Below are 12,229 nucleotides of genomic sequence, written 5' to 3'. Positions count from 1 at the left end.
ATGCATTTAAAACCAACACTTAAAAGTAAGATGAATCACTTTTTCGATTCAACAAATCAGCCGAATCCAGATATCACAATGGGTTTGATTACATTACAACCAGGAGAAAAACATCCAAAACAAGGATACTCTTACCATAAGCAAGATGAATTCTCTTATATTATTTCGGGACTAGCACACACAGTTTTAGAAAACGGAGAAGACATTGTAGGAAAAGCTGGAGATGCCCAATTGATTGAAAAAAACGAAGGACATATAAATTATAATGACAGCAACGAGCCCGCTGTTGTTGTTTGGTTTTTATTGAAAGAAAGGAGGAAAAGTAAATGAAAAAAGCCATGTTAACTAAAAGTTGCCTATTTATAACGTTACTTATTCTTTCTGGCTGTTCAACTGGGAAAACGAATGAAGCAGAACAAGAAAATCAACCGATTCGTCTTATGTCTGAATCCGAACTAACAACGCTTGATACTTCGAATATGCTTGATTTTCCTGACGCTATTGTGCAAACTGCGGCTTTTGAAGGACTGTATGCACTCGATGAAGAAGATGAAGTGATTCCCGCAGTCGCAGAAGCAATGCCAGAGATTTCTGAAGACGGGAAAACATATACCATCCAATTAAGGGAAGATGCTAGCTGGTCAAATGATGACCCGGTCACTGCAGATGACTTTGAAGCTGCCTGGAAAAAAATGATTGATCCAGAAAATGCCTTGGAATACAGCTTCTTGTTAATAGATACGATGGAAAATGCCGAAGCGATTTCAGAAGGAGAAAAAGAAGTGGATGAACTTGGCGTTGAAGCACTTGACGATCACACACTGGAAATTCATTTGAATGAAGCAACGCCCTATTTTACTTCTTTATTAGCATTTCCTACTTTCTTTCCCCAAAACCAAAATGCTATTGAAGAGTTCGGAGAAGATTATGGCAGCAGTAGCGAAACCGTGGTTTACAATGGACCGTTTGTCGTAGAAAACTGGGACCAATCTCAAACGGATTGGGAACTAGCGAAAAATGATAAATATTGGGATCAAGAAAATGTGAAAGCTGATAAAATTCATTATGATGTAGTAAAAGAATCCTCAACGGCTTTAAATTTATATAACGACGGTCAATTAGATGTCGCAACACTGACTGGAGAAATGGCTAGACAGAATTTGAATCACGAGGACTTTGAAGATTACCCTACTGCTACAATGAATTATATTCGTTTAAACCAAGAGCGAGCGGGTAAAGATACACCACTAAAAAACGAAGATCTGCGTAAGGCATTAGCCCTGGGAGTTGATAAGGAAAACTTAGTAAATAATGTTATTGCCGATGGATCTGAACCCTTACATGGCGCAATAACAAAAGATTTTATCTCCCATCCAGAAACGGGCGAGGATTTCCGAGAAGATGCAGCGGATTTAATGAATTATGATAAAGATCAAGCCCTCTCCTATTGGGAAAAAGCACAAGAAGAACTAGGAGACGAAATAACATTAGAGCTGCTTGTAACTGATGAAGGAAACTATAAAAAATGGGAGAAAGCATTCAATATCAATGGCAGGACCTTTTTGACGGGCTAACAGTCAATGTGAAATCAATGCCCACTGAATCTGCGTTAAATTTAGCTCGCGATAGTGATTACGACATGTTTTTAATCTACTGGACACCTGATTATAAAGATCCAATTTCAACTTTAAATACCTTATATTCGGGTAATGATCGAAATTATTCCAACGAAACTTATGATCAACTTTTAGATGATGCATCTGGAAAATACGCCAACGATCCAGTAAAACGCTGGGAGACATTAATTGCGGCCGAAAAAGAAGTAATGGAAGATACAGCCGGTATGATTTCGATTAGTCAAAATCAGCAATCCGTCCTACAAAATAGTGATATCTCAGGAATGAATTACCATACCTTTGCTGCTCCTGTTACATTGAAAGATGTTCATAGAGAATAATTACGTTCTTCTTAAAAATTTAAAATAAAAAATTGCGGATAGACATTTTTCGTCGCTCCGCAATTTTTTATATTGTTTAATCATTTCGCATATTTTTTACCTTAATCATTCTTGTAACACCCGCACGTTCGTCTTCTTCTAACTTCATTCGAATGTAATAAATTGTTTCTTCCAACTCAGGAATTGTCATATATTCCAAAGCGTTCACACGTCTTCGTGTTTTTTCGATTTCGTCAGACAGAAGTTGACAAGATTTTCTTTGGCTTTTGCCCGCTGAATTTTAATCAGTAAAATTTTTTCATTTAGTTGCAAACAAAAAACTTGCTGTCGCAATTTACCAATTTGTTTGGTCATCTCTTTTTGTTTTTTTCCACAAACGGTACTGCTTATCTTTTGCATCTGTTAGCATCTTTTTAGGAGACTTTCATAAGGATTTTGTTCAAATAAAACGCCCAGTTCATTTAATTGTTTTCTTATCGCCGCTTCTTCTGTTTTAAAAATAGCCCACTAAAAAACAGCTCGTTCTTGCGCGTATCATTTATTTCATACTAGATCTTGGAGGTTTTCAAATAAGATTGAATGTCTTCCCATTGCTCAGCTGTCTGTTTCCACCCACTGCTTCTGTAAAGCTTTGATATCAGATAAAAATTGATGCAACTTTGCGTTATCGTAGGAATTTTCTAAACTTGAAATATCCATCTCTTTTCTTTTTAGTATTCGTATCCTCTGCTTAGCAGCGCTATGATTTCTGATAAAACTAATTGCTTCTTTTACTTGCGTTAAGATTCACTACTATATAAAAAACTACGGACAATCGCTAAAAAAACGAATTAATCCATAGTTTTTTTGCAGACTTCATTGCTCGAGATGCGGGAAAACTAACTACTATTTATTTCACCGCCGTCAACAAATAATCTCCTGGTGTAACTTGTGTTTCTTCGGTTACGTCGATCGTTTGAAACTCAGCAGAATTTGTAATTACGACGGGTGTAATAGTGTCATAGTTTTCACTTTCTACACCCTCTTTATCAAATTTGATTAATAAATCCCCTGCTTTTACTTGTTGACCTTGTTCTGCACTAATTTCATAGTATTTTCCTTCTAATTCAACAGTGTCTAAGCCAATATGAATGAGAATTTCTGTCCCTTCATCAGTTGTCATACCAACCGCATGGCCAGTCGGAAATAGCGTTGAGATAATACCATTAGCTGGTGCTCTTACCTCACCAATTTCAGGTTTAATTGCAACGCCTTTTCCTAGAGCTTCACTTGAAAAGACTTCATCACTCACTTCGCTCATTGGAACAAGTTGTCCTTGCATGGGACTCGCAATGATATCTTCTTTGGCGCTTTCTTGTAACTCTTCTTTGCTTGCTAGACCTTATTCATCGCTTTTGATATTTTCACTTTGTCCTTCATCGCCATTGCCGTCTATAGATGGTACTGGGAACATCATTTGAAGTACAAAACCAACGACAGTACACAAAGTAAAACCGATAATGACATTCCAAAAATTCATATCTAAGCTACCACTAGGGTTAATTGTATTAAAGATTGAAAATACACCTAAACCGCCTGTCCGATAACCTACTACACTCATAGCCCCGATATAAGCACCACCAACTGCATTACCAATTAATGCGTACAAGAAAGAACGTTTCATTGGTAACATTAAGCCATAAATTGTAGGTTCTGATACACCAAATACCAGTGAAATCGCACCTGGTAAAGCAATATCTCGAACTTTTTTAGCTTTAGATTTGATAAGCAGAGCAATTACAACACCTAATACACCAAATGTTGATGAAACCATGGCAGGGCCAATCGATTCATAACCTTGTTCAGCTAGTAAGATAAACATAATCGGTACAATACCCCAATGCAGGCCAAAGATAACCAATAATTGCCAAGCAACAGCTAGTAAAGCACCAAATAGCAATGGACTGAATCCTTGAACAACAAGGAAGAATTGTCCGACTAATGCTGAGGCCCAATTAGCAATGGGTCCAATCACGATCAAGGAAATCACAAAAACGATCATCACTGTGAAAAATGGCGTTAAGAAAGAACGAACAACACCTGGGATAATATTTTTTATCCCCTTTTCTACCACAGAACCTAACCATACAGAAACTAATATAGGGATAATTGCGGAATAATAACCGTTAGGCGGCATAATAATCGGAATTCCTAAGAAAGTGGAGTAAATTGGCGACTCAAATGCTGTACCGGAAAACAAGGTATACATGACATCTCCAGTCATCAAATTATTGATTTCTGGGTGTAAAAAAGCCACCGCAATTGCTAAAGCTGTAAATTCATTCATATTTAATTTACGAGCTGCAGTTATCGCCACCATCACTGGCAAGAATTGGAAAAATCCATCGCCGGCGAAATTTAGCACTTGATATACGCCACTTTCTGGATCAACACCTACTGTACCTAATAACGCTACAAGACCTTTGATCATCCCAGTTGCAGCTAAAGCCATCAAAAATGGTTGAAAGACACCTGAAATAAAATCAATAAACTTATCTAGTACATTACGATTATCATTTTCATTGCCACCATCACTGGTTTCACTAGCAGAAGTGTCGCCACCTATGCTTGTTTGGTTTACGATTGCTTCATAAACCTCTGCTACCTGTTCTCCGATAACAACTTGGTATTGCCCAGCACTTTTCATGACCGTTACAACACCATCTCTATTTTTCAAATAATCTGTATCCGCTTTATTTTCGTCTTTTAAATTAAAGCGCAAACGGGTAACACAGTGACGCAATCCAGCTACATTTTCTTCGCCGCCAACATGGTCGACGATATCACGAGCTAGTTCATCATAATTATCTTTACTCATAATCGAACCTTCTCCCTTATTTTTTTAACAAAATAAAAAACCTAAATAAACACACAATACAAAAATAGCGTAAACTTTTTTGTCTTATGTTAATTTATTTAGGTTATGCCTGGTCCATCCCAGTAACAGTCCTTTAAATGTCTATTAACAAATTATCATGAACCGCTTTCTATTGCAAGTATTATTTTTAGTATTTATTCAAAAAAATCGTCGATATAGTCAATACTAAAAAAGTTATAGAGTAACTCAATTGAGTTGAGTTTTTTGAGATCCTTTGTTACACTATAAGTGAAAAGAGGACGTAGTAATTACGCCCTCCAACAGCACCGTTTAAGCCGGTGGCAAAGGTTTATTAAAATAACCGTCCCTTCGCTAAAGTTGACGGTTATTTTTTATTGCCATTTTTCACTATGGATAGAATGCCAAAGATCACAGTTGCGATTAACAAACCGAAACTGATCATTAGCTCTATCGCTTCAGCGACAGACAACGGGCATCTCCTTTCTATAGATTTCAGTGCTATTTTCATAAGCACCATCACCTTTCAAAAAGATAGCCACCGCCATAAACTTTACTGTTACAAATATAATAACATATAAAATGTTTTGATCCTACTAAAATTTGAGCATACCATTTTAAAAAAATTTTTCTCAAACTGTTTCAGCGCTACATTTAAAAACTATATAGGTCACTTTATAATAAAATGAGGCTGGGACAAAAATCATCCCTTCTTAAATAGAAAGTTCCGAGAAGTAACGATAAAGATTACTTTTCGGAACTTTTCTTCTATCATATGTACACAAAAGAAACGCCTTTTCTGCTATACTAAAGTCACCATAACCAAAAACAGAAAGGACGTTTCTTATGTATACCCACTATACCATGAACCAAACCGTCTTGCCATTAGAAATATCAAGTTTCTTGCCAGAAAATCACCTAGTTTATTCCATTCATCAAGTTGTGGAAGACTTGGATACACGATCTTATGAGTTGATCAAAAATGACTTGGGTCGACCTGCTTTTCATCCTAAGATCCTTCTTAAAGCGTTACTTTTTGCGTACAGTGAAGGCATTTTTTCCGGACGTAAAATTGAAAAAATGATGCAAGAAAACTTAGCTATGCAATGGCTTACGGCACAAACGATCGTTTCTTATCGCACGCTTAATCGATTTAGAGTTTCGGAAGAAACGAAAAAAGTGCTTCAAGATTTATACTGTACGTTTTCGACTCGTTTAAAGCAAGAGAAACTCATTGAAGGGCAGGCCGTATACATCGACGGAACAAAAGTGGAAGCGAACGCGAATAAGTATACTTTTGTTTGGAAGAAAGCGGTCGATCGCTTCTATCCTAAATTAAAAGAAAAAGAAATGAAAATTTATGAGGAAGAAATCGCGCCTTTGATCGAACAGGAAATGATACGAGAAAATAACGACGCATTTACAAAAGAAGAAATTTTCACGTTAAATGATCTTTTACAAGAAGAAATTGAAAAAGTAAACGAAGAATTACAAACGATTACAAAGAAAGAACAAAGCAGCTCTTTAAAGAAAAAACGTCGTCAGTTAAAAAAGTACCGAAACCAATGTCATAATGATTTTATTCCCAGAGAGCAGAAATACGAAAGGTATTATAAAACGTTTAAAGGACGAAATAGTTTTTCTAAAACCGATCCCGACGCAACTTTTATGCGTATGAAAGATGACGCTATGATGAATGGGCAATTGAAAGCTGGTTATAATGTGCAAATTGCGACAGAAAACCAGTTCGTTTTGCATACCCAAATTTATCCCAATCCAACGGATACCCAAACATTGATTCCTTTTATGAATACTTTTCCAGAGAGCGTAAAACCTTCGACCTATGTGGTCGCAGATGCTGGCTATGGCAGCCAAGAGAATCTTGAATTCCTAGAAAGTTCACCTTGGACGGGAATCGTAAAATATGGCATGTATGAAAAAGAGCAAAAATGGAAATATCTTCAATCAGAAAAAAATTTAGCCAACTGGACCTACATACAAGAAGAAAATGCTTATGTCCATCCCGATGGGACGTATTACGCCTTTAATTATATTCGACGGCAGAAAACGAACACCGGATATGTAAGGTTTTCTCATGTTTATCGCTCAACGGACCCTTTTTATCAAAACGGGAAAAAGTCTTTATGGATAAACTACGACTATGAAGCCCACAAATTAAAAATCAAAGAAAAGCTTTCATCAAAAGAAGGCGCGAAACGTTACGGACAGCGTAAAATCGATGTGGAACCCGCCTTTGGACAAGTGAAGGCGAATTTAGGTTTCACTCGATTTTCTGTCCGTGGGCAATCTAAGGTGGAAAATGAAACCCAACTGATCTTTATGGCGAATAATCTACGAAAATACCATAAAAGAAAAGAGAAATAAGGAAAGAAAAAGGAAAAATCCGGGGAAGTTTGTTAGTTCATACAAACTTTCCCGGATTTTTTTGTGATTCAAAGTTAGGTTAGGCTTTTTGTCCCAGCCTCATTTATTTTATTCTTCTTGTTCAAACATCTGTTCAATCAACTGTAATACATTACGCACTTCTGTATTTTTTACAATAGGTGTAGCATCATCACGGATGACATGATAAACATTGCTGTAAAAGCTATCATACTCAGCGGATGCTTTGGGTAAGCTTAATGTTTCTGTTGCATCTTCTGAAGGTGGCGCCATAGTTTTTGTTAAACCGACGCCCGCTTGAATTGGTTGTGGCATTATTTCATTTGAAGTTTGTACAGCACGAACCATCTCTCCGGAAAGATCCCAATCATCGATTCGAGCGGTACCTTCTGTTGCTTTAACATACCATCGCGGCAACTTCACATAATTTGTGGTTCCGACTTCAACAATTGCTTTTATACCGTTTTCGAAAGTAATAAAACTAATAAAGCCATCGTCGACTTCATCTCCTAAAACATAACTAAAATCTACTTGGACATCTTTAATCGGTGAATCAACCAGCCAAAGCATCTGATCTAATAAGTGAATCCCCCAATCCAAAAGCATGCCACCGCCGTGTTTTTTTAGATGACGCCAATCGCCTGGAATACCGTTAGCGCCATTTACACGTGATTCGATTTGAAATACTGAACCAATCGGCTGACTTTGATACAGGTCCCTTACAATTAAAAAGTCCGGGTCCCATCGTCGATTTTGGTGAACAATAAAACGATTGCCAGTGTCTGCTGCAACGGCAAGAATTTCATCAAATTCCTCCGTATTTAAAGTTGCTGGTTTTTCGCAAACCACATGTTTTCCTGCTTTTAATGCAGCGATACTCATACTTTTATGCAGATCGTTAGGAACAGCAATCAACACCGCTTCTATTCTTTCATCAGCTAGAACTTCTTCAAAACTTTCATAGGTGGATAAACCTTTTGCACGAGCCACTTCTTGTCTTTCTTCTAAGATGTCGTAAACGCCTACTAAGTTGATCTTTTCTTTTTCGGAAAACATTAAGTTCTTTTCATGATAACTACCCATGCCACCGTAACCTATAATTGCAAAATTTACTGCTGCCATTTACACGTCTCCTTATGCCCACCACATTTCAGATGGTTCTTCTTTAATCATTACACCTTTTAAATTCTTAATCGCTTTGGTCAATCCTTCATCAATCGACATAATGGGATCTTCGTGTTCAATACTTAAAACATGATCATAACCATAAATACGTAATGCAGAAATCATATCTGACCAGACTTTCATGTCATGACCATAACCAACTGTTCGAAAAGTCCAGGCGCGTGATTCAACCTTGTTGTATGATTGCATATCCGTTAGTCCATGCATATTGATGTTGTCTTGATCCAAGAAAGTATCTTTAGCATGGAAATGGTGGATCGCTTGTTCTTTGCCTAGAATTTTCACTGCTGCAACAGGATCAATCCCTTGCCACCACATATGACTTGGATCTAGATTACATCCGATGGCTTTACCGGTTTCTTCACGTAAACGTAACATAGTATAAGGTGTGTGTAATAAGAAACCACCATGCAGTTCAATGCCGATTTTTATTCCTGCCGCTTCAGCTTCTTCATTGATTTTTTTCCAGTAAGGAATCAATTTTTCTTCCCATTGATACTTATAAATATCTGAATAAGCACTTGGCCAAGGAATAACCGGCCAATTATTAGCTGTATCGGTCGGATTGCCTCCGGATACGCCAGAAAAACCATTAACGACAGGAACATTCATTAAATTAGCTAATTTAATTGTTTTACGTAATAATTCATCGCCTTCTTGCGCAACTTCTTTTTTAGCTGAAATTGGGTTATGATGCGCACTTAAAGCCGAAATTTCTAGGCCTTTATCTTGTAATTTATGCAAATATTCTTTACGTGCATCGCTACTTGCTAATAATTTATCAATATCTAAATGAGCATTGCCTGGAGAACCTCCAGTACCGATTTCAACTGCTTCCAAACCTTTATGTGCAGCTTCTTCTATCATCTCATCAAATGTTAAATTATTAAATAATGGTGTAAATACGCCTAATTTCATTTTCTATCTTCTCCTTTGTAATGACCGTAATAGGGACGACTGTTTTCAGTAGGTGCACAAAACTCTACAGCATTGTTTATCACTCTTTGTACTTTTTCATTGTAATAGCTGTCGTAAGTTTCATGTCCAGGCTGAAAATAAAAAATCTTACCGTTACCGCGACGAAAAACACAACCACTCCGAAAAACTTCACTTCCTGGATAAGCACTAATAAAAATAAGTTCATCAGGTGCTGGAATATCGAAGTGCTCTCCATACATCTCTTCTTGTTTGAGATCGATAAATTCACCCACACCCGCCACAATCGGATGGCTAGGATTTACATTCCAAAGACAGGCAGACTGACCATCTTCTCGCCATTTTAAATCACATGTTGTGCCCATCAGTTTTTTAAATATTTTTGAGAAATGTCCTGAATGCAGAATAATTAAGCCCATACCTTCTAAAACACGCTCGTGTACTCTATTTACAATCGCGTCATCAACCTCGTCATGAGCAATATGCCCCCACCATAATAAAACGTCCGTTTCTGCTAATACCTTTTCCGTCAAACCATGTTCTGGCTCATCTAGCGTAGCTGTTTTTACAAAATAATTTTGACCAAAAATTGTCGCTAACTGTTTATGGATGCCTTCCGGATACACTTTCTGAACGGCTTCATCGGTTTTTTCATGACGAAATTCATTCCAAATCGTTACTCTAATCAACACTTTCACCTCTTTTACAAATAAACAGGTTCTCCAGTCTTAGATGATTGATAAATTGCTTCTAATATCTCTGTTACAGTTAAAGCTTCTTCTGGTTTAACAACTACCTCCGTATCATTTATGACTGCATCAATCCAGGCTTGAGCTTCCAATAAAGCAGGATCCTCTCCTTCTTCGTCGTAAAAGTCAACACCACCAGTTTCTAATTGAATTTTTTTATCATAAAGTAAGCCGTGGTCTTCGCCATTGATGGTCAAACCATCATTCATATCCGCACCAGCTTTGGTGCCCATTAAGGTCGTTTTTGCTTCTTTAACATCTAAACTATTTAAGGCCCAGCTGGCTTCTAGAAAAATGGTCGCGCCATTTTCCATAGCAACAAACCCAAAAGCTGAATCCTCTACATTAAATTCATCTGGATCCCAAGGACCCCAAGCATTGGCGGCATTTTTTGTCTCAGATAATTTATGATAAGCATTACCTACTACATACTTAGGTTTATAGTTATCCATCATCCACAAGGTTAGATCTAGCGCATGGGTACCAATATCGATCAAAGGTCCTCCACCTTGTGCTTGTTCGTCCAAAAAAACGCCCCAAGTAGGAACTGCCCGCCGTCTAATCGCATGGGCTTTTGCTGTATAAATTTCGCCTAATTCACCTTCTTGGCAAACTTCATGTAAATATTGCGCGTCTTTTCTGAAACGATTTTGATAGCCGATCGTTAACTTCTTACCAGTTTTTTTGGAAGCTTCGATCATTTTTTGTGCTTCTTCTGCTGTTTTTGCCATGGGTTTTTCACACATTACTTGTTTTCCTGCTTGCATTGCGGCAATCGAGATCTCTGCGTGCGCGTTATTAGGTGTTAGTACATGTACAACATCCAATTCAACCGAGTTAAGCATTTTATTATAATCCTCGAATACTTTTGCATTTACGCTACCATATTCTTTATTGGCTTTTTCTGCTTTTTTTACTTTAATATCACAAAAAGCGACAAGTTCTACCTCTTCAATTTGCGATAACGCCGGTAAATGTTTCCCTTCAGCAATTCCACCACAACCAATAATACCAACTTTTACAGACATAGCTTCCCTCCTGAAATCGTTTTTATATTTCATATATTTATTATAACGAAGAGCTATTCGTGATTCTTCCTGCTTTTATAAGGAAAAATTCCTGAATATTGCTTTTTTATTCTTTTGGGTATTAAAAAAGCCTGGAGCAGTCGGCCCAGACTAAAAAAATTTTCAAGATGACAAATAACTCATCATTTTTTGATATTGTAAAGGTGAATGGCCCACAGCCCCTTTAAAGACATGATGAAAAGTCTTAACACTAGCAAAACCAGCTTTTTCCGCTACTTCTGCCATAGGTAATTTTTCATTTCCCAAAATAAACTGTGCTTGATTTACTCGATATTCTGTCAAAAATTGCATAAAAGTTTGCCCTGTATTGGCTTTAAAAAAACGTGTGAAATAATAAGGGCTAAACCCAACATAACGGGCCACATCATCAATAGTAATAACTTCTTGATAGTAATTCTCGATATAATCAAATACTTTATTCAAACGTTGTAGTGTTTCTTTTTGCTGGATAGCATTAGGGACCTTTTTGTTTTTTACTATTTTTTGTTTTGGCAAAAAGCGGTAGCACTCTCCAATTAAACGATGTAATAACGCCAAAATGAAGTAGTTTTTCCCCGGAGACTCATTATTTTCTAGTTCAAATAATTCTAATAATAGTCCTCGCATTGTTTCCGCAAATTCTTCAGACCAATAGCGACTATGACGTTGTCCTTCTTCAAATAAAGAAAACAAAGAATTCTTTTCATTCTTTCGTAAAACAGACTCGTCGAATAATTTCAAATCAAATTGATAAACATAGCGCACACTTTCCGGAGAAGCTAAAAAATAGTGGGGTTGACCACTGGCAAAATAAATCATTTCTCCCTCTTCTAAGGTGATCACTTTTCCATCAAGACCGATATTCACTCTACCTGATTTGGCATAAATTATTTCTATTTCTTTATGCCAATGCGGATAAACGATGGTCATTCCATCATTTACTAACATCCGGTAAGGGAAATGCTGGTCTAGTTGTGGAATTTCTAAATATACACTCATAAACAACCTCTTTTACATAAATTTAGCTAAAAAATTCATGTATGCCTTTTCTTTTATT

10 protein-coding genes and 2 pseudogenes are annotated in these 12,229 nt (G+C 37.0%); 3 read left to right on the top strand and 9 right to left on the bottom strand.

Going from position 1 to position 12,229, the window contains the following annotated elements; translation table 11 throughout:
• Together C7K42_RS01345 and C7K42_RS01340 are read left to right on the top strand one after the other, a co-directional pair.
• Complete coding sequence (locus C7K42_RS01345; protein ID WP_014124619.1) at positions 1-330, top strand: cupin domain-containing protein; 330 nt, start codon at positions 1-3, stop codon at positions 328-330.
• Positions 327-1,957: pseudogene (locus C7K42_RS01340) on the top strand (peptide ABC transporter substrate-binding protein). The gene C7K42_RS01345 and the pseudogene C7K42_RS01340 overlap by 4 nt, the downstream one beginning before the upstream one ends.
• Before the next feature lie 76 nt (positions 1,958-2,033).
• Here the strand turns inward: C7K42_RS01340 and C7K42_RS01335 are convergent.
• The 4 genes and pseudogenes from C7K42_RS01335 to C7K42_RS01320 form a co-directional block, all read right to left on the bottom strand.
• Positions 2,034-2,213 (bottom strand): annotated as a pseudogene (locus C7K42_RS01335) (V-type ATP synthase subunit D); the annotation flags it as partial.
• A gap of 633 nt (positions 2,214-2,846) precedes the next feature.
• Entirely contained in the window at positions 2,847-3,278 is a 432-nt protein-coding gene (locus C7K42_RS01330) for a PTS sugar transporter subunit IIA (RefSeq protein ID WP_014124614.1), read from the bottom strand.
• 60 nt (positions 3,279-3,338) lie between these two features.
• Positions 3,339-4,814 (bottom strand): PTS transporter subunit EIIC, encoded by a 1,476-nt coding sequence (locus C7K42_RS01325; RefSeq protein WP_103099749.1) that lies wholly within the window; start codon positions 4,812-4,814, stop codon positions 3,339-3,341.
• A 385-nt stretch (positions 4,815-5,199) separates the two neighbouring features.
• Entirely contained in the window at positions 5,200-5,304 is a 105-nt protein-coding gene (locus tag C7K42_RS01320) for a putative holin-like toxin (protein ID WP_371873736.1), read from the bottom strand.
• A 374-nt stretch (positions 5,305-5,678) separates the two neighbouring features.
• Here C7K42_RS01320 and C7K42_RS01315 point away from each other — a divergent pair, with 374 nt between their 5' ends.
• Positions 5,679-7,217: an IS1182 family transposase gene (locus C7K42_RS01315; protein WP_124175380.1), complete on the top strand. Its 1,539-nt coding sequence runs from the start codon at positions 5,679-5,681 to the stop codon at positions 7,215-7,217.
• Positions 7,218-7,325: 108 nt separating this feature from the next.
• Here the strand turns inward: C7K42_RS01315 and C7K42_RS01310 are convergent, their stop codons facing one another.
• The 5 genes from C7K42_RS01310 to C7K42_RS01290 all read right to left on the bottom strand — a co-directional run bounded on the left by C7K42_RS01310 (position 7,326) and on the right by C7K42_RS01290 (position 12,171).
• Complete coding sequence (locus C7K42_RS01310; RefSeq protein ID WP_103099676.1) at positions 7,326-8,357, bottom strand: Gfo/Idh/MocA family oxidoreductase; 1,032 nt, start codon at positions 8,355-8,357, stop codon at positions 7,326-7,328.
• A 12-nt stretch (positions 8,358-8,369) separates the two neighbouring features.
• Positions 8,370-9,338 (bottom strand): sugar phosphate isomerase/epimerase family protein, encoded by a 969-nt coding sequence (locus C7K42_RS01305; RefSeq protein WP_103099677.1) that lies wholly within the window; start codon positions 9,336-9,338, stop codon positions 8,370-8,372.
• A complete protein-coding gene (locus C7K42_RS01300) occupies positions 9,335-10,045 on the bottom strand; it encodes a ThuA domain-containing protein (protein WP_103099678.1) in 711 nt (236 codons plus the stop codon). Before C7K42_RS01300 ends, C7K42_RS01305 begins: the two co-directional genes overlap by 4 nt.
• A gap of 14 nt (positions 10,046-10,059) precedes the next feature.
• Positions 10,060-11,133 carry a Gfo/Idh/MocA family protein gene (locus C7K42_RS01295; protein WP_103099679.1) on the bottom strand — a complete coding sequence of 358 codons (1,074 nt, stop codon included), beginning with the start codon at positions 11,131-11,133 and terminating at the stop codon, positions 10,060-10,062.
• A 162-nt stretch (positions 11,134-11,295) separates the two neighbouring features.
• Entirely contained in the window at positions 11,296-12,171 is an 876-nt protein-coding gene (locus C7K42_RS01290) for an AraC family transcriptional regulator (RefSeq protein WP_014124605.1), read from the bottom strand.
• Positions 12,172-12,229 lie beyond the last annotated feature (58 nt).

Origin of the sequence: Tetragenococcus halophilus subsp. halophilus DSM 20339, from assembly GCF_003841405.1 — a bacterium.
Lineage (GTDB): Bacteria > Bacillota > Bacilli > Lactobacillales > Enterococcaceae > Tetragenococcus > Tetragenococcus halophilus.
This window is presented reverse-complemented; position numbering and strand designations above follow the sequence as displayed.